Annotated in this window: 25 protein-coding genes; 9 read left to right on the plus strand and 16 right to left on the minus strand. The window is 57.6% G+C overall.

The annotated features are described in order from the left end of the window. The 3 genes from fliR to RTN40_RS04230 are packed head-to-tail and all read left to right on the plus strand — an operon-like array spanning position 1 to position 3,989. Positions 1-780: a flagellar biosynthetic protein FliR gene (gene fliR / locus RTN40_RS04220; RefSeq protein ID WP_312227364.1), complete on the plus strand. Its 780-nt coding sequence runs from the start codon at positions 1-3 to the stop codon at positions 778-780. After that, on the plus strand, positions 773-1,912 hold the full coding sequence (locus RTN40_RS04225; protein WP_312227365.1) for a flagellar type III secretion system protein FlhB: 1,140 nt from the start codon (positions 773-775) through the stop codon (positions 1,910-1,912). Before fliR ends, RTN40_RS04225 begins: the two co-directional genes overlap by 8 nt. Beyond that, positions 1,896-3,989 carry a flagellar biosynthesis protein FlhA gene (locus RTN40_RS04230; protein WP_312227366.1) on the plus strand — a complete coding sequence of 698 codons (2,094 nt, stop codon included), beginning with the start codon at positions 1,896-1,898 and terminating at the stop codon, positions 3,987-3,989. Before RTN40_RS04225 ends, RTN40_RS04230 begins: the two co-directional genes overlap by 17 nt. Here RTN40_RS04230 and RTN40_RS04235 read toward each other — a convergent pair. From RTN40_RS04235 to RTN40_RS04285, 11 genes are all read right to left on the minus strand, one after another. Next, complete coding sequence (locus RTN40_RS04235; RefSeq protein WP_409418509.1) at positions 3,986-4,672, minus strand: C40 family peptidase; 687 nt, start codon at positions 4,670-4,672, stop codon at positions 3,986-3,988. The two genes, RTN40_RS04230 and RTN40_RS04235, sit on opposite strands and share 4 nt — an antisense overlap. After that, positions 4,659-5,606, minus strand: a complete 948-nt coding sequence (gene lafU / locus RTN40_RS04240; protein WP_312227367.1) for a putative lateral flagellar export/assembly protein LafU — start codon at positions 5,604-5,606, stop codon at positions 4,659-4,661. Before lafU ends, RTN40_RS04235 begins: the two co-directional genes overlap by 14 nt. Then, positions 5,606-6,472, minus strand: coding sequence for a flagellar motor stator protein MotA (gene motA / locus RTN40_RS04245; RefSeq protein WP_312227368.1), 867 nt, complete (start codon positions 6,470-6,472; stop codon positions 5,606-5,608). The genes lafU and motA overlap by 1 nt, the downstream gene beginning before the upstream one ends. Before the next feature lie 16 nt (positions 6,473-6,488). Next, on the minus strand, positions 6,489-7,208 hold the full coding sequence (locus RTN40_RS04250) for a FliA/WhiG family RNA polymerase sigma factor (RefSeq protein WP_409418512.1): 720 nt from the start codon (positions 7,206-7,208) through the stop codon (positions 6,489-6,491). Further along, on the minus strand, positions 7,208-7,672 hold the full coding sequence (fliL, locus tag RTN40_RS04255) for a flagellar basal body-associated FliL family protein (RefSeq protein WP_312227370.1): 465 nt from the start codon (positions 7,670-7,672) through the stop codon (positions 7,208-7,210). The genes RTN40_RS04250 and fliL overlap by 1 nt, the downstream gene beginning before the upstream one ends. Before the next feature lie 7 nt (positions 7,673-7,679). Beyond that, the gene (locus RTN40_RS04260; RefSeq protein WP_312227371.1) at positions 7,680-8,708 is read right to left on the minus strand and encodes a flagellar hook-length control protein FliK; all 1,029 of its coding nucleotides are present in this window, start codon (positions 8,706-8,708) and stop codon (positions 7,680-7,682) included. Further along, the gene (locus RTN40_RS04265) at positions 8,705-9,022 is read right to left on the minus strand and encodes a flagellar protein FliT (RefSeq protein ID WP_312227372.1); all 318 of its coding nucleotides are present in this window, start codon (positions 9,020-9,022) and stop codon (positions 8,705-8,707) included. The genes RTN40_RS04260 and RTN40_RS04265 overlap by 4 nt, the downstream gene beginning before the upstream one ends. Before the next feature lie 3 nt (positions 9,023-9,025). Continuing rightward, the gene (gene fliS, locus RTN40_RS04270) at positions 9,026-9,418 is read right to left on the minus strand and encodes a flagellar export chaperone FliS (RefSeq protein ID WP_312227373.1); all 393 of its coding nucleotides are present in this window, start codon (positions 9,416-9,418) and stop codon (positions 9,026-9,028) included. Positions 9,419-9,446: 28 nt separating this feature from the next. Continuing rightward, on the minus strand, positions 9,447-10,763 hold the full coding sequence (gene fliD / locus RTN40_RS04275) for a flagellar filament capping protein FliD (RefSeq protein ID WP_312227374.1): 1,317 nt from the start codon (positions 10,761-10,763) through the stop codon (positions 9,447-9,449). 192 nt (positions 10,764-10,955) lie between these two features. Further along, positions 10,956-11,858, minus strand: a complete 903-nt coding sequence (locus RTN40_RS04280) for a flagellin (protein ID WP_312227375.1) — start codon at positions 11,856-11,858, stop codon at positions 10,956-10,958. Positions 11,859-11,997: 139 nt separating this feature from the next. Beyond that, positions 11,998-13,335 (minus strand): aspartate aminotransferase family protein, encoded by a 1,338-nt coding sequence (locus tag RTN40_RS04285; RefSeq protein ID WP_312227376.1) that lies wholly within the window; start codon positions 13,333-13,335, stop codon positions 11,998-12,000. 181 nt (positions 13,336-13,516) lie between these two features. Between RTN40_RS04285 and RTN40_RS04290 the strand changes: the two genes are divergently transcribed. The 3 genes from RTN40_RS04290 (at position 13,517) to RTN40_RS04300 (ending at position 15,124) form a co-directional block, all read left to right on the plus strand. Beyond that, positions 13,517-14,284, plus strand: a complete 768-nt coding sequence (locus RTN40_RS04290) for an SDR family NAD(P)-dependent oxidoreductase (protein ID WP_312227377.1) — start codon at positions 13,517-13,519, stop codon at positions 14,282-14,284. A gap of 146 nt (positions 14,285-14,430) precedes the next feature. Then, positions 14,431-14,862 (plus strand): hypothetical protein, encoded by a 432-nt coding sequence (locus RTN40_RS04295; protein ID WP_312227378.1) that lies wholly within the window; start codon positions 14,431-14,433, stop codon positions 14,860-14,862. Further along, the gene (locus tag RTN40_RS04300) at positions 14,840-15,124 is read left to right on the plus strand and encodes a hypothetical protein (protein ID WP_312227379.1); all 285 of its coding nucleotides are present in this window, start codon (positions 14,840-14,842) and stop codon (positions 15,122-15,124) included. The genes RTN40_RS04295 and RTN40_RS04300 overlap by 23 nt, the downstream gene beginning before the upstream one ends. A gap of 43 nt (positions 15,125-15,167) precedes the next feature. Here RTN40_RS04300 and RTN40_RS04305 read toward each other — a convergent pair whose 3' ends face one another. From RTN40_RS04305 to RTN40_RS04320, 4 genes are read right to left on the minus strand one after another with little or no spacing between them, the layout of a single operon-like run. Beyond that, entirely contained in the window at positions 15,168-15,929 is a 762-nt protein-coding gene (locus tag RTN40_RS04305; RefSeq protein ID WP_312227380.1) for an amino acid ABC transporter ATP-binding protein, read from the minus strand. Beyond that, positions 15,922-16,587, minus strand: a complete 666-nt coding sequence (locus RTN40_RS04310) for an ABC transporter permease subunit (protein ID WP_312227381.1) — start codon at positions 16,585-16,587, stop codon at positions 15,922-15,924. Before RTN40_RS04310 ends, RTN40_RS04305 begins: the two co-directional genes overlap by 8 nt. Positions 16,588-16,601: 14 nt before the next feature. Further along, positions 16,602-17,243, minus strand: a complete 642-nt coding sequence (locus tag RTN40_RS04315; protein ID WP_312227382.1) for an amino acid ABC transporter permease — start codon at positions 17,241-17,243, stop codon at positions 16,602-16,604. A 27-nt stretch (positions 17,244-17,270) separates the two neighbouring features. Continuing rightward, positions 17,271-18,122 carry a transporter substrate-binding domain-containing protein gene (locus RTN40_RS04320; protein ID WP_312227383.1) on the minus strand — a complete coding sequence of 284 codons (852 nt, stop codon included), beginning with the start codon at positions 18,120-18,122 and terminating at the stop codon, positions 17,271-17,273. A gap of 226 nt (positions 18,123-18,348) precedes the next feature. Here RTN40_RS04320 and RTN40_RS04325 point away from each other — a divergent pair, with 226 nt between their 5' ends. The 3 genes from RTN40_RS04325 to RTN40_RS04335 all read left to right on the plus strand — a co-directional run bounded on the left by RTN40_RS04325 (position 18,349) and on the right by RTN40_RS04335 (position 21,362). Next, entirely contained in the window at positions 18,349-19,824 is a 1,476-nt protein-coding gene (locus RTN40_RS04325; protein ID WP_312227384.1) for a PLP-dependent aminotransferase family protein, read from the plus strand. A gap of 93 nt (positions 19,825-19,917) precedes the next feature. Next, on the plus strand, positions 19,918-21,036 hold the full coding sequence (locus RTN40_RS04330) for a YbdK family carboxylate-amine ligase (protein ID WP_312227385.1): 1,119 nt from the start codon (positions 19,918-19,920) through the stop codon (positions 21,034-21,036). Between the two features lie 68 nt (positions 21,037-21,104). Continuing rightward, positions 21,105-21,362, plus strand: coding sequence for a DUF1158 domain-containing protein (locus RTN40_RS04335; RefSeq protein WP_312211358.1), 258 nt, complete (start codon positions 21,105-21,107; stop codon positions 21,360-21,362). Here RTN40_RS04335 and RTN40_RS04340 read toward each other — a convergent pair. Continuing rightward, positions 21,339-22,907 carry an alpha/beta hydrolase-fold protein gene (locus RTN40_RS04340; RefSeq protein WP_312227386.1) on the minus strand — a complete coding sequence of 523 codons (1,569 nt, stop codon included), beginning with the start codon at positions 22,905-22,907 and terminating at the stop codon, positions 21,339-21,341. The genes RTN40_RS04335 and RTN40_RS04340 overlap by 24 nt on opposite strands. Positions 22,908-23,035 lie beyond the last annotated feature (128 nt).

Below are 23,035 nucleotides of genomic sequence, written 5' to 3' on the forward strand. Positions count from 1 at the left end.
ATGAGCCAGCTTGACGTCATCCAGTTCAGCCACCTGGCGCTGGGGCTATGGTATCCCTTTGTACGGATCATAGCCTTTCTCCAGTACGGTCCCATATTTGACAGCAAAGCGTTTAGCGTGCGTATCCGTATCATTATCGCGCTGGCGCTGGCCGTTATCCTGACCCCGCTGGTCCACCCGCCTGTACCGCAGGGGCTGCTGAACCTGCATACGATTATCCTCACCGTCGAGCAGATCCTGTGGGGCTTACTGTTTGGGCTAATGATGCAGTTTATCTATCTTACGCTTCAGCTTGCTGGGCAGATCCTCTCTTTCAATATGGGCATGAGCATGGCGGTGATGAACGACCCCAATAGCGGAGCCTCAACCACCGTACTGGCAGAGTTTATTTATATCTACGCAGCGATCCTCTTCTTTGCCGTCGATGGGCATCTGCTACTGGTGAGCATCCTTTATAAGGGCTTTATCTACTGGCCGCCGGGTAGCGCCCTTCAGCCGCAGACGCTGCGCAGCGTCGCTCTCGCGCTGGGCTGGGTATTCGCCTCCGCAGTGCTGCTGGCGCTGCCGGCAACCTTCATTATGCTGATTGTCCAGGGCGGATTTGGCCTGCTTAACCGCATCTCCCCAGCGCTTAACCTCTTTTCGCTGGGCTTTCCTGTCGCCATGCTGGCCGGACTGATCTGCTTTGCCGCCCTGCTCTCTGCCATGCCGGATCACTATCTCCAGCTGGTTAACCGGGTGCTGGCAGAATTTGATGCCCTCAGGAGGACGCATGGCTGACGCGGCGAGTGAAGAGAAGACCGAAAAGCCCTCGGCGCAGAAGCGGCGTAAGGCGCGGAAAGAGGGGCAGCTTCCTCGCTCAAAGGATATGGGGCTGGCCGCCAGCCTGCTGGCAGCCTTTATCGTCGTCAGCAATAGCTTTCACTGGTATCGGGACTTTGTGCATGAAGCTTTTCTGACCGTACACCAGTATGGGGAGCATATCGGCGATCCGGAGATTCTGGGCCAGTTTCTCCAGCACAATTTGCTGATACTGCTCAAATTTATTCTTACGCTGACGCCCATGCCGCTGGCGGCGCTTTTCGCCTCGTTGATACCCGGCGGCTGGATCTTTTCACTGAAAAAGATCCTCCCGGATCTGGCAAAAATCAGCCCGCTGAAGGGCATAGGCCGCCTCTTCTCCAGCGAGCAGGTTATTGACGTTGGCAAGATGATGCTCAAAAGCCTGCTGGTTCTGCTGCTGCTGGCCATCAGCATTCGCCACCACTTTACGGCATTTCTCGACCTGCAAAGCCGCTACTTTGCGCCTGCGGTTCGCGAGGGGCTGGCGCTCTATCAAGACGTTATGCTGAACGTCGTCATGCTGTTTATCCTGTTTGCCATTCTCGATGTACCCTTGGCTAAGCATATGTTTACTAAAGGATTGCGCATGACGAAGCAGGAGGTTAAGGATGAGTACAAAAATCAGGAGGGCAGCCCAGAAATCAAAGCCCGAGTACGGCGACTACAGCGGCAGATGGCGCTGGGGCAGATCCGCCGCATGGTACCCGCAGCCGACGTGGTGATCGCCAACCCCACCCACTTTGCGGTGGCGTTGCAGTACGACAAGGCACGGGCGGCAGCGCCGTTTGTGGTGGCGAAAGGCACTGATGAGGTGGCGCGCTACATTCGCGAGGTAGCCCGTGAGCACCAGGTTGAGGTCGTGGAATTTCCGAAACTGGCCCGCGCGGTCTACTACACCACCCAGGTTAATCAGCAGATCCCTTACCAACTTTTTCGTGCGATCGCCCACGTCCTGACCTACGTCCTGCAGCTTAAATCCTGGCGGGCCGGCACGCAGGCGCGGCCCTCGCTTAACCGCCATATTTCCATTCCGAAAGAGGTTCTGAAGCAGGATGCAGAAACAGATTAAACACGCCCTGATGACGCTGCGCGGTAGCCGGCCCGGCGTCCCCCTACTTTTACTGGCTATTCTGGCGATGGTGATCCTGCCGCTACCGCCCATGCTGCTGGATACGCTTTTCACCTTTAACATCGTGCTGGCGGTGCTGGTGCTGCTGGTCAGCGTCTCCACCAAACGACCGTTGGATTTCAGCCTGTTCCCAACGGTACTGCTCATTACTACCCTGATGCGCCTGACTCTTAACGTCGCCTCAACCCGCGTCGTGCTGCTGTATGGCCACGAGGGAATAGGCGCGGCGGGCAAAGTGATTGAATCCTTCGGCCAGGTGGTGATTGGCGGCAACTTTGTGGTCGGGTTCGTGGTGTTTATCATCCTGATGATCATCAACTTTATTGTTGTGACCAAGGGGGCGGAGCGTATCTCTGAGGTATCGGCGCGCTTTACGCTGGACGCCATGCCGGGTAAACAGATGGCGATTGATGCCGATCTCAACGCCGGGCTGATTAACCAGGCCCAGGCGCAGGCCCGCCGTAAAGAGGTGACCAGCGAGGCGGATTTTTATGGCGCAATGGACGGAGCGTCAAAGTTCGTGCGCGGCGACGCCATCGCCGGAATGCTGATCCTGGCCATCAACCTGATTGGCGGCGTCTGTATCGGCATTTTTAAATATAATCTTAACGCCGAGGCCGCTTTCCAGCAGTATGTGTTGATGACCATCGGCGACGGCCTGGTCGCGCAGATCCCCTCCCTGCTGCTGTCAACGGCGGCGGCGATCATTGTCACTCGGGTCAGCGACAGCGGCGATATCTCCAGCGCCGTTAAGGCACAGCTGCTGGCTTCGCCGGCGACGATCTATACCGCAGGCGGCGTGATGTTTGTGCTGGCCATCGTGCCGGGGATGCCGCACCTCCCCTTTCTGCTCTTCTCCGCCCTGCTGATCTTTACCGGCTGGCGGCAGAGCAAACGGCCGCAGGCGGCGCAAACCGACGAGAAGAGCCTTGTCACGCTGAGCAAGGCGCTGGCGGAAAACAGTGAGCAGCAGGTGAGCTGGGAGACGATCCCGCTGATTGAGCCGGTCAGCCTGAGCCTCGGCTACCGTCTGGTTTCACTGCTGGATAAAGCCAACGGCAGCCCGTTAACCCAGCGTATGCGCGGCTTACGCCAGGCGATCTCTGAGAGCAACGGCCTGCTGCTGCCGGAGATATCCATCCGTGAGAATTTTCGCCTCAAGCCAACCCAGTACGCTATTTATATCAACGGCATTAAAGCCGACGGCGGTGATATTCCCGCCGACAGGCTGATGGCGCTGCCCTCGGCGGAAACCTATGGTGAAATTGACGGTGCGCCGGGAACGGATCCGGCCTATGGCATGCCGGTTATCTGGATCGCTGTAGAGCAAAAAACCAAAGCGCTCAATCTGGGCTATCAGGTTATCGACTCAGCGAGTATTATCGCCACCCATCTCAATAAGGTAGTCACCCGCTTTATTCCTGACCTGTTTAACTATGACGACGTGACGCAGCTGCACAACCGGCTCGCCTCGCTGGCCCCGAAGCTGGCGGAGGATTTAGCCAGCGCGCTGAACTACAGCCAGGCGTTAAAGGTCTATCGGGCGCTGCTTACCGAGCGCGTTTCGCTGCGCGATATTGTGACTATCGCCACCGTGCTGGTCGCCAGTAGTGCCGTAACCAAGGATCCCATTCTGCTGGTCTCGGACGTGCGCCTTGCTCTGCGTCGCAGCATTACCCACGGGCTGGTGCGTAACGAGGCGCTGGCGGTCTATACGCTCAATAACGAGCTGGAAAATCTGCTGATTGGCGTGGTGAATCAGGCGCAGCAGAGCGGAAAGGTGATGCTCGACAGCGTGCCGCTCGATCCCAATATGTTAAGCCAATTCCAGCAAAATATGCCCCGGGTGCATGAGCAGATGAAGGCGGCGGGGAGAGAGCCGGTGCTGCTGGTTGCCCCGCAGCTGCGTCCGCTGCTGGCCCGCTATGCACGCCTGTTTGCCAGCGGTTTGCAGGTGCTCTCCTATAACGAAGTGCCCGACGAGCTGGAGATAAAAATCCTCGGTACGCTCAGCTAGCCAGGGAAACGAACGGTGCTGCTCAGCAGAATACGCCTGCCGCCTAAGTAGTGCGTCTGCCAGAACGCGTCCGTCAGGTCGCTAATGCGAATGTGTTCCCCGGTGCGAGGCGACTCGATAAAGCGGTTGTTGCCGAGATAGACACCCACATGATCGGCTTTCTCACGCGAGTGAATGCCAAAAAAGAGCAGATCGCCGCGTTTGAGTTCGCTGTCCGCGACATCCCGTGCCTGCCGGTAGTGATACATCTCGTTGGCGGTGCGCGGCAGCCTGGCCGCCAGCAGCGGGTTAAAGGCGTAGAAGATGAGACCACTACAATCAAAGCCCTCCTCCGGGGTTTCACCTCCCCAGACGTAGGGCTTACCAAGCTGTGCCTGCAGGCGGCGTATCGCTTTTTCAACTATGGGCTGAAGATGCAGGGTGTTTGCCGGAAATGGCGCGCTAAACCACTCAGGGTGACGCTGCAGGATGGCACGGTTCTGCGCCCGCAACGCGGCCTTCGCCTCGCGGTCACCACGGATCACCGGCGTCAGGGCAGGATGTTTTATCCTCGCCTTCGCCAGTAACAGACGGTTTTGCATTCGCTGGCGGGCGGTGGTTTTTTCCACCGCATCCGCCGGAAGCCAGGCTGCGAGCGCGGCGGTCATCAGTAGCCCGGCCAGCAGCAGCTTAGCGAGGCGCATGCGTTGCCGGCTGCACGGGGCGCTGTTCCAGCCTGCTGGCCAGCGGCTTAACGATCTTCTCCCCCTGTGCGCCAAAGAACTGATAGAGTGTGTCGGCGGCCGAGTGGGTTAAAACCATGATCTCAATGCGTCGGTTGTTCGCCCCGGCTGGATTATTGGCATCCAGAAGCACACGGTCGGCCATCGCGCTGACCTGCATCACCTTATCCCCCGGCATCCCCGCCTGCTCCATAACCCGTCGGGCAGAGAGGGCGCGATCCCCGGAAAGATTCCAGTTGTTATAGCCCGCCCCCTTGTAGCGCATAGCGTCGGTATGGCCGGTAATAATCAGCTTGTTATCCAACGAGTTAAAAATGGGCGTTAGCTCGGTCAACAGCGCCCGGAAGAACGGCATAATCGTGGCGCTACCGCGTTCAAACATGCTGCGCTTCTGGTTATCCTTGATTAAAATACGCAGCCCCTGAGGCACAATCTCCATCTCGAGATTGCTCTCCATATGGGCTTTCAGGGCAATCTCGTTGATGCTGTTAGCTAACTCTCCCAGCTCCCTTGCCGATTTTTGTTTCATGCGCATTGCCGCACTGCTGGCCTCCAGGGTCTTTTTCAGCTGCGCCGGGTTGCCTGCTTTCGCCTGCTCGTTGCTGCGGCTGTCTGTAGGGGCCACCACCTTCTGCGGAAGATGGCTCAGCGGGGCCATCATCCCTCCGCCAAAGAAGATAGACTGCCCGTGCAGGGCGGCCACAATCTCCTCCCGGTCGGACTGGCTGACGCTGTTAACAATCCACAGGGTCATAAACAGCGCCATCATCGCCAGGGTAAAGTCTGCAAAAGCGACTTTCCAGGCTCCGCCGTGGTGTCCGGCATGGCTCTTTTTAATCTGCCGACGAATGATGGTGGTTTTCTTCCCGCGATCGCGTCGGTTTGCAAGCGCCATTACCGATCCTCCTCCAGCATGGCGTTGACCCAGGCATCAAGGTTGGCAAAGGTCGGCTTCGAGGCCAGATGCAGCAGCTTGCGCCCGGCATCCACCGCCAGCAGCGTCGGCTTGCCACCGGCCTGGGCTACCAGCACGGTGCGCACGCACTCCAGCAGAGAGTGCTCGGCCCGCGCCTGCTGCTCCATCGCATTCGCCAGCGGATCCATAAAGCAGTAGCAGAAGAAAACGCCCAGAAAAGTGCCTACCAGCGCGGCCGCCACCTTCAGGCCGATCAGTGCAATCGAACCGTCAATGGACTGCATGGTAATGATGATCCCCAGCACCGCCGCGCAGATCCCAAACCCGGGCATCGCCTCTGCCGTTCGCTGCAGCGACCGCGAGGGGGTAAGCAACTCCTCCTCAATGGTCTCCAGCTCCTGATCGAGGATCCCCTCCAGCTCGTGGGCATCGATTTTTCCCATTGCCATCAGGCGAAAGTTGTCAGCAATAAACATGACCAGCCGCTTCTGTTTTAATATCAGCGGGAATTTCTGAAATAGGGTGCTCTCCTCCGGCTGCTCAATATGCGGGTCCAGCATGCGCAGCCCGCCGGTTTGTACCATTTCGAGCAGCTCATACAGACACATTAAAAGCTGGCGCTGGAACTCTGCGCCAAGCTTTTTCTTGCCGATCACGCCCTTAATCTGGTGGACTATTTCACGCAGCACGTGTAGCGGGTTGGCAATAATCATTGAGCCGATGCCCGCTCCGATAATAATCATAATTTCTGCGGGCTGCCAGATAGCCACCAGTTGGCCACCCTCAACAAAATAGCCACCAAAAACGCAGCCCAGTATAATTAATAATCCTAATATTTTTTGCATGAATATCCCGCAATGATTAATGGCTGACAAAATAGGCGCGTAGCTTCTCTGCTATCTTTTTATTGAGCTGACAAATTCTGGCCTCGGTTAACTCCAGCACCTGAGCTATCTCTTTTAGATTCATATCCTGCTGATAATATAAATAAAGGATCTGCTGCTCTTTCGCTGACAGGGATTGTAGCGCCCGGCTCAGCATATGCTGGGTGACGACCTGATCCTCCAGCCTGCGACCCTGTAGCGGCAGATCGCCGGGCCGATCGTTAAGCAGCGCGTCCAGGCTTTCGAGCGTATCGGCCCCCTCCAGAGCAAGATAGTGTTGATACTCTGCGGCGCTTACGCCGTCAGCCTCCAGTTCAGCAGGCCCTGGCTCGCGTCCCAGCGCTTTACGCCGCTCGCGTATCAGATCCTTGATCTGATAGAACTTTTGCCGAAGCTGACGCGGACGCCAGTCAAGGCTTCTCAGGGCATCCAGCACCGCACCCCGGATCCGCTGCCCCGCGTAGCCGCCAAAACCTGCGTCAGGCTTGCCGTAACGGCGCAGCGCGTCCAGCAGACCAATAAGCGCAATCTGCTGCATATCTTCCCGCTCCATTACGCAACTGCACTGCGGTGCAAGCTGTCTGACGACTTTACGCACCAGCGGAAGATAGGCCTGCAGGTAGTGGCTCTCCTGAGCAGGCGTTAACGGCGAGAGGGTCTGAAACGCCTGCATCTCGTAGGCGGCTGGCTCCGGCATCATTGGAAAACCAGTTTACCGATCAACAGATCGCTATAGGCGCCCGGCGTCGCCCTCCTTTTAAGCTCCCGGCTTAATGCCGCGCTAAGCAGTGATTTTATTTCACCCACCGTCAGGGCGCGTACTTTTTCATATTTCATATCCGCCAGCGTGGTCAAAATAATGCTTTGATAAAGCGGTTCGTCGGCCTGGATCTTTTTTGCTGCTTCCTCGTTCTCCGCCACCATAGTCAGAGCTAGCAGCATATAGCGATCCGTTCCCTCGGCATCGCTGAGAGTAATTACCGACTCCTTTAATGGAACAAAAATATCATTGGCATGCTGCTTTTTCTTTTCTGGCGGACTATTTTTTAAAGCCGCAGCTTTAGGCGTCTGGATATAGTTGACGTACAGCCATGCGCTACCCCCGCCGGCAAGAATAATAAACGCCGTACCAATAAGGCATAAAAAGACTATTTTTTTCATTTTGTTATCACACTTTAATTAATACAGAGTCTCTCGATTTCAAACCAACCTCTTCCGCATCCAGCTCAACGGCGGAAACGATCTGCGAAGAGGTTTGCCGATTATCACGCTGCCGGCGGGAGTGGGAGTGCGACTGCCCATCGGGGGAGACCTGAACCTCTACCTGCACAAAGTTCTGCTGGGTGAGCTGGATACGCAGCGCATCACCGCACTGCTGTAAGGTGCGACAGACATCCGCCTGTGACGCCCCGATATGCACCGTCAGCTTGCCTGCATCCAGCTGAATAGCGATCTCCAGCTTGCCCAGCGACGGCGGATCGAGGCGGATGGTTGACGTCTGCTGCTGCTGACCAAGCTGAAAATGGATGTTCTCTTTCAGCATGCGAACCAACGCATCGCCCCACTGCGCGGCTCGGGTATCAACGCTGACCACCCGCTCCGGCGGCAATTTCCCCGCTAACGGCCGCATATCGTCGGCGATAAAGGCGCTATTCGCTGCCAGCGAGGCAGGTTCTGGCCTGTCATGACTCAGCTTTTCATTTACTGCATGGCGCAGTACAGCAGGCCGCTCTGGTCGGTGAGTCTCAGCCTGGCCGCCTAACGAGGCTACCGCCGGTAGACTGTCAGCGGCCAAACGTACCTGCTCTGCCAGCTGCTTTGGGGTAGCGTCAGCGACCTGCGCCGGCAGTACGCCTTGCGCTAACTGCATCGATGCCACAGGTTGCGCCATCTGCACCGGCAGCGCCGCCAGCTTCTCCGCCGCAACGGATCGTTCGGGCATCAGCAGCAGGGTCATTAGGGTTTCCAGCGCCGGAGGGACCGACTCATCCTGCTGGCCAGGTTTAGCCTGTTTTTCGCCAGGCTTATGTTCTTCTATGCTCGCTGTCAGCGTTTGCAGGTGCTCCCGCAGGGCGGTGTTTACCGCTTCCGGCAGCATGAAGATATGCTCCTGCGGGCCGCCCTCTCCCTGCGCCTGCACGGTTGTCGATGCAAGCCGCTGTACCAGCGCGCCGGTGATTAAGCTCGGCAAATTCATGGCTGCTCCGACACGATATTCATCAGCGAATAGGCCAGCACGCCTTCACGCTGTTGGCGATGTTTTTCCATCCGCGCCTGTAGCAGCGCTGCCCGTTCGGTTCGCCGGGCGATGATATCGCCGTAGGCCTGACGCAGCCGTGCCTTGAGCACCTCCAGCTCCGCCTCCGGCGGCTGGCTCGCGCAGTAGGCGTTGAACAACGTCATCAGGCGGGTATGAAGTGCGGGCATCCTGCGCCAGCGCTGTTTATCCAGCGCTTCGTTCATCGCGTCCAGCAGCTCAGCGACCTGTTTGTTTACGGTTTGCGTTTCCATCGGTTAACCCAGCTTTTTCGCCAGCCCCTGCCAGCCTTCGTGCAGGTTGTTCAAAATCAGCACAACCTCGTCTATTTTTTGCGTATTGAGTTCGCTGCTGGCTTCATACAGGCGGTAAACACAGTGGTCATAAAGCCGTGCCAGGTTCAGCACCAGCTCTCCGCCGTTTTCAAACTCCAGCGAGCTGGTCAGTGCATTAAGAATGTCGATGCACTTGTTAATGCTTTTGGCTTTCCGATCGTAGCGTTTATGCGTGATGTGGCTTTTAGCGCGCTCCAGCTCCTCCAGCAGGCCAGCGTAGAGCACCAGCACGAGATCCAGCGGCGACGCCGAGGCCGTACGGGAGGCCAGATCGATCTCTTTATACTGGCTGTAGCCGTTTTCGGATGCATACATAGCGTTAAGTCCTCTGTTTCCGTATCTCTCAGGCAAATGCCGCCATGCTCACCTGCATTGAATAGATTTCAACCATTGTGGAGGTGTACTCCTCCAGATAGCGCTCGTAGGAGGCGTTATAAAGCTCTTTTACCTGGTCAACCTCGCGAGTTAGCTTGTCCTGCTCTTCATTAATGGCATCCTGGCGCTGAGTGATAATGCCGCTGTTGTCATCCAGGTAAGTCTCCATCACGCTATCGATCTGGGCGGTCATGCTGTCGTCGCCAACAAACAGCGAGGTCAACCCCTCCGGGTTCTCCGCCATCGCTGCGCTAAACTGCTCCGAGTCGATCTGCAGATGGCCTTCTGCATCCAGCGCGATACCGTAGTCGAGCATTGAGACACCGTTATAGGTGGCATGGGTGATGCTCTGGATCTGACGCTCCAGCGAGGAGATGCCTGCATCGCCGGCAAAAGGCCCCGGTGGCTGACCGTTGCTGCCAAAGGTGGTTAATGAATCGAGGGTATCCACCAGCGTGTTATAGGCATCGACAAAGGCCTGCACCTTTTCCTGGGATGCCGACGCGTCGTTCTCCACGGTAAAAGTAATGGGGCCATCCGCCTCTGACGTTTCGGCAAAGGTGATTGAGACGCCGGGAATAAGATCGGTGTAGGTATTGGAGCCGCTGGTAATCTCTACGCCATCCTCCGGCGAGCTACCAAGATAGACAATGGAGTCCTGGGCGACAGAGAGATCTTTCTGCGCGCTGAGGTCGGCAGCAAAAGCCGAGCTGGGATGGACGCCGCTGGTAGAGACGGTAAATGCCGAAGCGGTGCCGGTCTCATCGGCAGTGAGCATCAGCGTTGTGGAATCACCGGTGTTAACCAGCGTGGCGGTGACGCCGGGGTTATCTTCTGAACCGTTAATGGCGTCGCACAGCTCGCTCACCGACACGCTGCCGTCAGCGTTGCCGTCTGCCTGGGCGAGATCGATATCCATCTCGCTGTCGCCCATCGTAATGGTGAACGTGCCGCTACTGGGAATATCGCCGTCGGCAATATTGAACGTGCTCTGCTGCGCGGTCGCCAGCTGCTGGACATAAAAGGTGTAGGTACCGGCCTGCGCTTCAGAGTTCGCCGTGACGGTGGCCGAATCGTTGTTGGCTGACACCGTATTCACTACCGGACCGCTGGTGTCACTGTTCAGCCCATCGACTGCCGACTGGAACGACGTCAGGGCGCTGTCGAGCGTCGATAGCGCTGAGCTTTCGGTATCAAGATCGGTCTGCTGGCGTTGCAGCTGGCTCGCCCGGGTGGAGATATCCATCAGGGCAAATTGTTTCGCCATTGTTTGCGGGTTTATCATCGTCGCTCCATTCGGTTACAACCAGGCTCAGCAATAACGGTGCCAACTTTCATCTGTTTGAATTTTTTGAATTAAAAAACTGGCGAGGAAAGGCAGCTTCCGTAGACAGGGGAAAAAAGCTTTCCGCTGTCGCTACCGCAGGCAACACAGCCACACCGCCCGAAAGCGGTGTGGCTGTGTGAAGCCGGTCGATTATTGCAGCAGGCTGGAGACCATCCCGGACATGCTGTTGGCCTGCTTCAGCATGGTAATGCCGGTCTGCATCAGCACCTGCTGTTTTGACATGTTTGAGGCCTCTGTGGCGTAGTCGGTATCCATGATGTTGCCAATCGCCACTTCGGTGTTGTCCTGCATGCTTTGCAGGTTGGTGGCCGTGCTGCTCAGGCGGTTCATGGTGGCACCGAGGGTAGACTGAATGCTGCCGACTTCCTTCATCACGTTCTGCACGGAACTGATGGTGGCGTTTGCCGAGTCCAACGTTAACAATTCGCTGCCGCTGGCTGCGGTGCCGCCTGAACCATCCGTACCGTAATCACCGCTAAAGGCCGCGCTCAGCGTACCCAGATCCGTTGCCAGCGTGCTGACCTGAGTAGCAATATTGATGGTGATCTGATCGCTGGTCTGGGAGCCTACCTGGAAGGTCACGCCGGAGGTGCTGGTAAAGAGGCCGTTTTCCGAGGCATTGAACAGGTTAGTGCCGCCGTTGGTGGTGTTCTGCAGCATGTCGGACATCTCCTGCCCCAGCTCGTCGAACTCCGACTGCATCGCCGCGCGGTCATCATCGCTATAGGTTCCGTTCGCTGCCTGGGTAGCGAGTTCATCCATGCGCCCCAGAATATCGTTCATCTCGTCAAACATGCCGTCTGCGGTTTGCAGCATGGCGGTGGCATCAGCAATGTTACGCTGGGCCATCGCCATACCGTCAGACTGGGTCTGCATGCGGTTCGCAATCTGCTTGCCTGCGGCGTCGTCCGCTGAGGAGTTGATACGCTTACCGGTTGCCAGGCGCTCCATGGACTGGCTCAGTGAGGCGTTGCTTTTGTTGATGGCGTTGACTGCTGCCATAGAGGCGGCGTTGGTATTGATGGATAACATTGTTCTGCTCCTTGAATAAGTGGATCTCAGCTGAGGTACAGAACTAAAGCGGCGTACATCGAAAAAAATTAAGCAGGCGGGAAAATTTTTTTGCGGGGTGAAAAAGGGATCGGGGCGTCAGCTCTCGACGCCCTGTGTGTTACTTCGCCAGACCGCTAAACTGCCCCAGCACGCGGTCAAAAATCGCCAGCCCCTGCTGGATCTGCTCCGCGCTGATGGTGCACGGCGGCACCACGTGAATACGGTTCTCTACCACAAAGGGCAGCAGCCCCCCCTCGATCAGCGCCTGCTTGATAGCACCCATATCGGCGGCGGCTACCGGCGTTTTGCGCTGGCGATCGGTTACCAGCTCGATCGCCTGGAACAGCCCCCGGCCGCGCACCTCGCCAATCAAGGTGTGCTTCTCTGCCAGCGTCAGCAGGCCCGGTTGTAGCACGCCGTCGCCCATCGCTGCCGCGTTCTCCACTACCCCCTCCTCTTTCATCGCGTCGAGAGTGGCAACGATCGCCGCCATCGCCAGCGGGTGTCCAGAGTAGGTTAACCCGCCGGCAAAGAAGTGGTCGTCAAAGTAGCGGCTGATAGGCTCAGAGATCAGCACCCCGCCAGCCGGGACATAGCCTGAGTTTACCCCCTTGGCGAAGGTAATGAGATCCGGCACGATGCCGTCATGTTCAAAGCCAAACCAGCGTCCGGTGCGGCCAAAGCCCGCCATTACCTCATCAACGATGAGAATAATGCCGAACTCGTCCGCCAACGCGCGGACCCCCTGCATATAGCCCTTCGGCGGCACCAGAATGCCCGCCGTGCCGGGGATCGACTCCAGCAGAATGGCGGCAATCGAGGTGGGACCTTCCACTTCAATCATCCGGCGCAGATGGGCCAGGGCGCGCTCGCACTCCTCCTCTTCCGTGGTGGCATTAAACTCGCTGCGGTAGAGGTAGGGGTTGAAGAAGTGAACGTGGCCGCGGGAGTACTCGTTCGGCACGCGCCGCCAGTCGCCGGTGGCCGCGATGGCGCTGCCGGTATTACCGTGGTACGAACGGTAGGCAGAGAAGATCTTATCCCGCCCGGTATAGAGACGCGCCATGCGGATAGCATTCTCGTTGGCGTCCGCGCCGGCGTTGGTAAAGAACACCTTGCTAAACCCCTCCGGTGCCAGCGCCACGATGCGCTGTGCTGCCTCGCCACGCATCAGGTTGGCGGTCGCCGGGGCGATGGTCACCAGCGACTCCAGCTGAGCCTTCATTGCCGCCAGCACGCGCGGATGCTGGTAGCCGATATTGACGTTGACTAGCTGGCTGCTGAAGTCGAGCCAGCTATTGCCATCATAATCCCACAGCTCGCATCCCTCCGCCCCGGCGATGACCAGCGGGTTAAGGTTGCCCTGGGTTGACCATGAGTGAAATACATACGAACGGTCCAGCTGACGTACATCGTCATTCGTTATCGCCATCTCGCTCTGAAGTGCCAGTTTCATGCCCTGCTCCTTTCATACCGTTGTTGTTGGGTTCATCATGCGGCGGGCGGGCAGCGGGCAGATAGAGCCAGTCCTGCGATCGCGCTGTGACAAGGGTGTCACAAAATGCAGGCAAAACTGGCCCTGTGTCGCGCCAGCCGCTGTTTCTATAGTGGACTCCTGAACTCAACAGGAGAACGAGATGACAACAGCAACGAAAGTGGCGTTTATTACCGGGGCAACGTCAGGGTTTGGCGCGGCGGCAGCGCATGTCTTTGCCCGCGCAGGTTGGGGCGTGGTGTTGAGCGGACGGCGTATCGCCCGGCTGCAGGCGCTGAAAGCCGAGCTGGGCACGCATGTGCCGGTGCATATTATTGAGCTGGACGTGCGTGATAACGCGGCGGTGAAAGCGGCGGTCGCGAGCCTGCCGGAGGCGTTCCGGGATGTCACCGCACTGATTAACAACGCCGGGCTGGCGCTGGCACCGCAGCCTGCCCAGGCGGTCGAGCTACAGGATTGGCAGACGATGATCGATACCAACGTCACCGGGCTGGTTAACGTCACTCACGCCCTGCTGCCAACGCTGATCGCCCACGGCGCAGGGGCGAGCATTATTAATATCGGCTCCATTGCCGGGCAGTGGCCCTATCCGGGCAGCCACGTCTACGGCGCGACCAAAGCCTTCGTGAAGCAGTTCAGCTACAACCTGCGCTGCGATCTGCTCGGCACCGGCGTGCGGGTCACCGATCTCGCGCCGGGCATAGCCGAAACGGAATTTACCCTGGTACGCACCAAAGGCGATCAGGCCGCCTCGGACAAGCTCTACGGCGGCACCACGCCGCTTACGGCGCAGGATATCGCCGAGCAGATGTTTTACATTGCGACCCTGCCAGACCATATGAATATTAACCGCGTCGAGGTAATGCCGGTGCGCCAGGCCTGGCAGCCGTTTGCTATTGACCGGGATTAAGGTGATGTGGTCCCCGGTAGCGCTGCGCTTACCGGGGCTACAGGATTAGAGTTGCTCGATCCTATATTCGCCCCCTCTCTTGTTGCTTGAAAATCCTTGCGGCAGAATGCGCTCACCCACTCCGCTGGCAAACTGGATGCAATGAATTGGTTATCAAATATCTGCGTATGATGAAGGCTGATATCGATAAGTTACCGCTAATTATGCAGGGAGAGCGCGACTGTTTGGCCGTTCGTACAAGCGTTGTAGTTAATGAGATCGCTGAAGTAGAGCGAAACATTGATGTATTTCTGGATAGTGACGGCCTTTTTGTCCACCTGGCGCAGGGAATTTCGCTTACGATTCCGCCAAAGTCGAATATTCCCGCGTTCCTGTTCAAGTCCAAAAGAGGACTTACCTGCTACGGTATTTGTAGCAAGACTTTGGAAAAGAATGAACATTTAATGTTCATTGAGGATTCAAAAACGCATGCTATGATTGTCCCAAGATATGGCATGCATATCCGCGATTACGAAAAGTACCTGCAAGAAACCCGACCTCTTTGGGAGGTTCAAGATGATGACAGAAATCAGAGTTAACTACGAAAAAGCAATTAACCAGATGATCGTGCAGGGTACGAGCCGCCAGGCTCTTTTCGCCTTTATTAACGACATGGTTGATGGTTATGGGCGTGCCGGTGGCTCCCTTGCTTTCAACATCCTTAATGATGCTCTCGATAATGATTTACCAGAAGAGGCAGAAGAGGCTGTCGTTGATGCCCTGGAAGCGCTTAGCGGTCAGTGTAACCGCAAATGCTGGATCGGATCCGGCGATTATCATCTGACGCCTAAAGCAGCATGAGTAAAACCCCTGGTCAGGGGCTTTTTAGTTCCCATTTCGATGTTTAACGGCTGGTCTGCAAAAACTTGCGTACCCGCTCGGAGTCCGGGTCGGTAAAGAATTTCTCCGGCGGGGCCTTCTCGATCAGCAGACCTTTCTCCAGAAACACCACCTCGTTAGAGACCTGACGGGCAAACTCCATCTCGTGAGTCACCACTACCATGGTATAACCCTCGGCGGCGAGGGATTTCATCACCGCAAGCACCTCGCTTACCAGTTCCGGATCGAGCGCCGAGGTTGGCTCATCAAAGAGGATCACCTCCGGCGACATCGCCAGCGAGCGAGCAATGGCCACGCGCTGCTTCTGGCCGCCAGAAAGGGTGATCGGATAAACATCTGCCTTATGCCCCATCCCTACCTTCTCCAGCTGCTGGCGGGCAATCTCGTTGGCCTCGTCGCGCTTCATCCCCTTCACATGCAGCAGCGCCTCGGTCACGTTCTGCTGTACGGTCAGGTGCGGCCAGAGGTTGAAGCCCTGGAACACCATGCCGACACGCTCGCGAATGCGCGATAGCTCCCGGTGCGACATCGCCCTACCGCTCTGCTCATCTACGCCGATGCGCTGGCCGCTGATGCGTACTTCACCGCGATCCGGCTGCTCCAGCCAGTTCATGCAGCGCAGCAGCGTCGATTTGCCGGAGCCGGAGGAGCCAAGAATACTCACCACCGTGCCCTTCTCTACCGTCAGGTTGATATCCCGCAGCACCTCTACGTTATCAAACTGCTTGGAGAGATTCTTTACGCTCACCGCCGTTGTCTCATGCATGGGTCATTCCTCTTCTGGCACCGTAGTTGCTCAGTCGCTTGATCAGCAGCTCCAGCAGAATGCTGATGGCCCAGTAGAGACCAATCGCGACAATAAAAGCATTAAACGGAATAAAATAGGTGGATTGCACGCCGTTAGCCGCAGCGGTAATTTCCTGCACGGTAATAATACTCAGGAATGCCGTATCCTTCAGGCAGATAATGAGCTGATTGCCCAGCAGCGGCAGCGACGATGAAAATATATTCGGCAGCACAATACGACGGAATATTTTATAGCGGGAGAAGCCCTGAGAGACCGCCGCCTCAATATAACCAGCAGAGAAGATCCGCCGCTGGCTACGTAATATTTCAAAGAAGTAGGCGCCGTGATAAATAACCAGCGCCAGCAGCCCCGCGCTCCACGCCTCCATACTGACGCCAAGCTCCGGCAGGCCATAATAGAGCAGATAGGCAAGAATTAAGAAAGGGATAGCGCGCATCAGGCTGACAAAGCCAATAATAAGTCGATCGACCACACGATTCTGATGCTCCATGACGTAGCAGAGCGCAATACCTATCGCCAGACCGACAGCAGCGGCGATAATAAATAGCTCCAGGGTCGTCAGCAGGCCGTTAAAAAAGCTCTCCCGCGCTGACCACACGATACTCCACTGATTCATAGCTCCTCCTGCTGTTAACGCGCCAGGCGCTTAGCTTTGCGTTCCGCCATGCTTTGCAACTTCAACAGCAGGCCGATAATCACCACGTAGAGCAGACCGGCGGCAAGGATCGGCGAGAGCGGTTCGTAGGTCACCGAGGAGATACGGTTGGTGACGCGAGTCAAATCCACTACGCCGATCACCGCAATCGCCGGGCTGCCCTTGATCAAGAAGGACATCTCGTTGACTAACGCGGGCAGGCTCTCAATCCACATCTGCGGCAGCATGATGTAGCGGAAGTAGGTCCAGCGCCGCATTCCCACCGACTCCGCAGCTTCGCGCTGGGCACGAGGGAAGTTGCGAAAGGCGTTGCGCCAGATCTCAGCGTTAAATGCCGAGGTGTTGAGGGTCAGAGCGACGATCGCTGCCAGGGTTTTATCCATGTTGATGCCCAGCGTCGGCAGCGACAGGAACAGAAACAGTACCAGCGTGACCAGCGGCGTCGCGCGGGCCAGGCTGATATAGATCACCAGAATCTGATCGACGACAGGGATCTTCATCATTCTGATAAAGGCGATGATCAGGCCCGTCACGACGCCAAAAACGATCGCCAGGCCTGAGATCCAGAGGGTCGTCCATGCGCCTTCAATCAGTAACTGCCACGCCATTGAATCCATGTTGCCCTCCTCGCTTTCATTACGCGCTTATAAACCGGCTAGCTTATGGAACTGCCCGGCGCTGGTAATCGGCTCGTTGGGCAGATCGTCATAGGTTTCGCCAAACCACTTCATCTGCAGCTCTTTTAGCCTGCCGGTTTCGCGCAGATGGTTGATAAATTTAGTCATATAGGCCAGCAGCTCCGGCGAGTTTTTCGGGATTGGCCATGCCATATAGCCTGGGCCAGATACCGCCAGGCCTTTGGCGAAGACCTTTGGTCTGGCCTTCACCAGATCGTTCACCGAGATCACTACATTAATCACGTAGTCGAGGCGCTTGTTCGCCAGATCGGCGTAGGCTTCCGGGTAGGAGGGATACTCCACCACCGGACCGAGCTTGCCGCCCTCTTTCTCCAGCATCGCCTTCAGCTCGGGCAGACGGGCAAGCAGCGCACTACCGGCCTGCACGCCCACTTTTTTGCCGCTGAGATCTTTAATGGAATTTAAGCTGTCGTCGCCCGCACGCTTAACAAAATAGTGTTGGGCGGAGGCCCATGGCGGTGTGAAATTAAATACGTTAAGACGTTCGTCGGTGATCACTGCCCCGGTGAGTGCCATATCATATTGCCCGGTGGAGACGGCAGCCAGCAGGCCTGTCCAGGGTAAAATACTCTGGTCGATATTGAATTTGGCATATTTCTTAAGTTCATCGAGCATATCTTTATTAAAACCGTCGCTCTTGCCGTCGGTCATAAAGTTAAACGGCGCATAGTCATCCTCGGTCGCAACCTTAAACGTCCCGGACTTTTCAATTTCAGGTAAATCTCTGGCTGTCGCAGGGTGAGAAAATGCCATCACCACGAGTGCTGCAAGACAATATTTGCCGATAACTTTTTTCATTGTTCCACCTTAAATTAATATGCCAGGCCGTTGCCGCCGCGACGTTCCAGGCGCTGCAATAACCGTGCCGAATTAACGTTACGTCCGATTATCGGGGGTGCGTTTTTACAATAGGGAGGCTTTGTCCATTCTGAATAGAGCCAGTTTTAGCGTATGTCCGTGTCAGCGCTAAATAAGCTGGTATAAAACTTGCTGCATTCCGCTAAAGAGCCTGAAGGAGCGCACTATGATTCGACACTTACTGCATATTAATTTCGACCGCCAACGTGGTTTGCAGGAGCAGGTGCGTGAGTCGCTCATCGACGCTATCCTCTGCGGCATTTTTCCAGCGGATACGCCGCTGCCCTCCTGCCGGGCGCTGGCCGCCCAGCTTAATGTCTCCCGCAATACCACGGCGCTGGTTTTCGAGGGCTTAGTCAATGAAGGCTATCTTATCAGCCGCCCGCGCAGCGGCTACTATCTGCATCCAGACTATCACGCAGCACAGTCCGTTGCGGCGGTACGGGAGCCGGAGCCGCCTGCACCGGAATGTGTAAAAAACGCACCACGCTGGGGCGAAAGGCTGAAGATGCAGCCCAGTCAACAGGAGTCGATCCTTAAACCTGCCGGCTGGATGCACTATCGCTACCCCTTTATCTACGGCCAGCCGGATACCCAGCGCTTTCCGCTTACCACATGGCGCGCGGCGGCAAACTGGCTGCATGGCGGCGTGCGCGATCCGGCCTGGGTGGTCGATCATATCGATCAGGACGTGCCGATGCTGATTGAGCAGATCCGCACCCGCGTGCTGCCCAAGCGTGGCATCGTTGCCGCCCCGGATGAGATCCTGATCACCCTCGGATCGCAAAATGCCCTCTATCTGCTGACCCGCCTGCTGATGTCCCGACAGACGCGGGTCGCAGTAGAAAACCCAGGCTTTCGCGAAGCGATCAATACCTTTCTCCTCAGCGATACCACGATTGTGCCGCACCCGGTGGATGAAGAGGGGCTGGTGCTCAGCGACGCGCCCTGCGACTACTACTACGTTACGCCTGGTCACCAGGTGCCAACGGGGGTGACGATGAGCAGAGCGCGGCGTACACAGCTTCTGGCCCACGCCACCCGCCATGATGCGGTGATTATTGAGGACGACTATGACTCGGAGAGTAACTTTATGCAGAACCCACTGCCCGCACTGAAGGCCAGCGATCGCAGCGGGCGGGTGATCTATATCAGCAGCCTGTCGAAGGCGCTCTCCCCTGGCCTGCGGCTGGGCTTTATGGTGGCCGATCCGGATCTCATCGACGAGGCGCGCGCCCTCAGGCGTCTGATCTACCGTCATCCACCGGCCAACATTCAGTATCAAATGGCGCACTTTCTCGCCCAGGGCTACTACGAAACCCATCTGCGCCGCTACCACGAAGACTCCGCCCGTCGTTGGGAGACGCTGGCCACCGCGCTGCGCACCTCTCTGCCAGAGTGCACGCTAATGGCAGGAAGCGAGCACGCTAACGCCTTCTGGCTGCGGACGCCGCCGTCGGTGAATACCCAGCAGCTAACCTGGCGGGCGGCCCACGCAGGGGTGCTGATTGAGCCGGGCGCACGCCATTTCCTTGATGCCGCCCCGCCTGACAGCTTCTTTCGCATGGGCTTCCACGCCATCAACCCCGACGCCATCGCGCCGGGCGTCGAGGTGCTACAGAGGCAGCTACAGCAGCTGTAATTGTCTGATTTATCGCCTGTTGCCCGGCTGCCGCCTCGGTTAGGGCCAAACTCGCTCTATACTGATTAAAAACAGACAACAGCGAGTTTACCTATGCCTCTACCCGATTTTCATCGATCTGACGCCTTCACCCTGGGTATTGAACTGGAGCTGCAGGTGGTTAACCCGCCGGGATACGACCTTAGCCAGGACTCCACCACGCTGATTGACGCCGTCAAGGCTGAAGTCAAAGGTGGCGAAGTGAAGCACGACATCACCGAAAGTATGCTGGAGATTGCCACCGGCGTCTGCGGAGATATCCACCAGGCTGCCGGACAGTTCTCCGCCATGCAGCAGGCTATCCTGCGCGCCGCCAGCGAACACCATCTGCAAATTTGCGGCGGCGGCACGCACCCGTTCCAGACGTGGCAGCGTCAGGAGGTGTGCGATGACGAACGCTACGCACGCACGCTGGAGATGTTTGGCTATCTGGTGCAGCAGGCGACGGTGTTTGGCCAGCATGTCCACGTGGGCTGTCCGAGCGGCGATGATGCCATCTATCTGATGCACGGCCTGTCGCGCTTCGTACCCCACTTCATTGCGCTCGGCGCAGCCTCGCCCTATATCCAGGGCACCGATACCCGCTTCGCCTCGTCGCGGCTTAACATCTTCTCCGCTTTTCCGGACAACGGCCATGCCCCCTGGGTCAGCAACTGGTCGGAATTTGAGGGGCTGTTCCGCCGCCTGAGCTACACCAGCATGATCGATAGCATCAAGGATTTACACTGGGATATTCGCCCCAGCCCACACTTTGGTACGGTTGAGGTGCGGGTGATGGATACTCCGCTGACCCTCGGTCATGCGGTGAACATTGCTGGCTTTATCCAGGCGATTTCTCACTGGCTGCTGGCCGAGCGGCCGTTCAAGTTGCAGGAGCGTGACTATCTGCTCTATAAGTTCAATCGCTTCCAGGCCTGCCGCTACGGCTTTGCAGGCGTGCTAACTGACGTGCATACCGGCGAGCAGGTTACCATTGGTGAAGATATTCAGCGCCTGCTGGACAAAATTGCCCCCTACGCCGATAAGCTGAACGGCAGCAGCGCCCTGGAAGCGCTGGCGCAGTTTGTACGGCGTGGTAAAAGTGAGGATCAGCTGATGCGCGATTTCGTTGCCGACGGCGGCTCGCTGATTGGGCTGGTGCAGAAGCACGCGGAGATCTGGGCGGCGCAATAGCGCCGGTCTGGTTGCGCCGGTCTGGCAAATGGCTGACAATATCGTTTTAACTGACGATTAACATCACCATGACGCACCCGCTTGAATCCCTGATGACGGCCGCAGGTATTTTACTGCTGGCCTTCCTCTCCTGTCTGCTGCTGCCCGTCCCTTCGCCGGGTGGCGCGCTGACCCAGCAGCTTATCGCTACCTTTCATCTGGTGGACGCCGGGCAGCTCTATACCCTGCTGTTTTGCGCCTGGTTCCTGCTGCTCGGGACCATAGAGTACTACGTGCTGCGCTTTATCTGGCGGCGCTGGTTCTCACTGAACCACTCCTCCCGTTAAGTCGCGCAGGCCATAGACCAGCGCCTCGGTCCAGGCGGCATAATCATGGCCGCTTGACCAGGGGTGGAAGCTGACGCTGTACCCCTTGTCGTCCAGTACCCGGGCAAACTCCGCGCTGTCGCGGTAGATCCCGCCCCCTTTACCTTGCGTCTCAAAACGTCCGGCCTCTACCCAGAAGCGCACCGGGTAGCGCGGCGACTGCTGATACTGGCGCGTCAGCCAGCCGGGAGCTTCCCCTTTCGGCGACCACCAGTAGGAGCCGGATAGGCTCAGCACGTTGCCAAACAGGCGCGGATAGCGCAGCGCCACCCAGGAGGAGGCCAGCCCACCATAGCTTGCCCCACCGACCACCGTCTTGCTTCGCGTCAACGCCACGCCGCGCTGGCGCAGCCAAGGCAGCAGTTCATGAGCCATAAAGTCAGCAAAAACCGGGTTAGGCGGTAGCTCCTTCCCGCGCCGCGCCGCGTCAAGGCTGTCAACAAACACCACGTTAACAGGCGGCAGCGCATGGCGGGCGATGAGGGCGTCCAGCACGCTGGCGGTATGGTAATCTCCCTGCCAGGTTTTGCCATCAAACAGGATCAGCGTCCAGCGTGCGGGCTGGGCCGAGCGCGGTCGGTAGAGGGTTATCTCCCGGCTGTTGTTTAGCAACTCGCTGTGCAGCCGGTGACGGGTTAGCGTGCCGTGGCGCACCGGCTGGGCCATCGCCGCGTTGCTGAAGTAGCGGGTAGGAGTAAGATCGAGCAGGGATGCGCGTTTCCAGCGATCGCTGTGCGGCTCGCTGAGGGTCTGTGGGTTGAGGGGATCGGCCTGGGCGCTCACCAGAATAGCACGCCGCTGCGGCACGGCGCTGCCCGCAAGCTGAGGCACGTCCGGCGCCAGCTTATACTGCATCACAGTGTCATTAGGCACGACATAGCTACGGAACCAGACGTCGGAGTTGCCCAGCCGGAAGAGCGGATCGTGATCGCCTCCTGGTGAACCGAGGATAAAGACGTTGCTGCGCGCGCCGCGCCACAAAAAAGTCACGCGCTTGTGGCTGGCGTCCACCGGCTCGATCAGCGGCGTCCCTGCCAGCTGGCGCGCCTGCCAGAAGTTCTCGCTGGAGCCTCCGGCTGCAAGCTGGGCCGCCAGCCGCTGGAGTGCCGGGCTGACCGGATCCAGCACCTGTGCGCGGCGCAGCGGCGTGGTCTCATGCATCTGCCAGCTAAACCGCCAGCGCATCCCCTCTTCCCCGTGCAGCACCAGCGACGAAGGCTGCTGCACCGGCAGGGCAAAGAGCAGCGACTGCTCGCCGTCCGGGGGACCATCCTCCAGCAGCGTGCGCAGGCGGCGGTTGTTTCCATCCAGCAGGCGGGCATCGGTCACGCCATAGAGCGTGGCAGCAATATAGTTCTCTGCCAGCCGCGGCAGTTGAAAACAGACCTCGCCGCTGGCATCAAATTTCCCCTGCTGCTCGCCCTGCATCGCTGGCGTATTACAGGTCGCCGCCATCGCAGGTAATGCGCTTAGCCCCATCAATAAACCGCCTACCGCCATCTTCATTGTTCACGTTTCCCTACCAGAATTTGCCAACAACGCTAATGCAAATGGTAATAATTTGCAATATCATTCGCAGCGTTGATGATAGCGCCCCCTGCTCTGCTGGCAGGGATCTCAAACAGGCAAGGGAA

This window comes from Pseudescherichia sp. (assembly GCF_031987975.1).
Lineage (GTDB): Bacteria > Pseudomonadota > Gammaproteobacteria > Enterobacterales > Enterobacteriaceae > Pseudescherichia.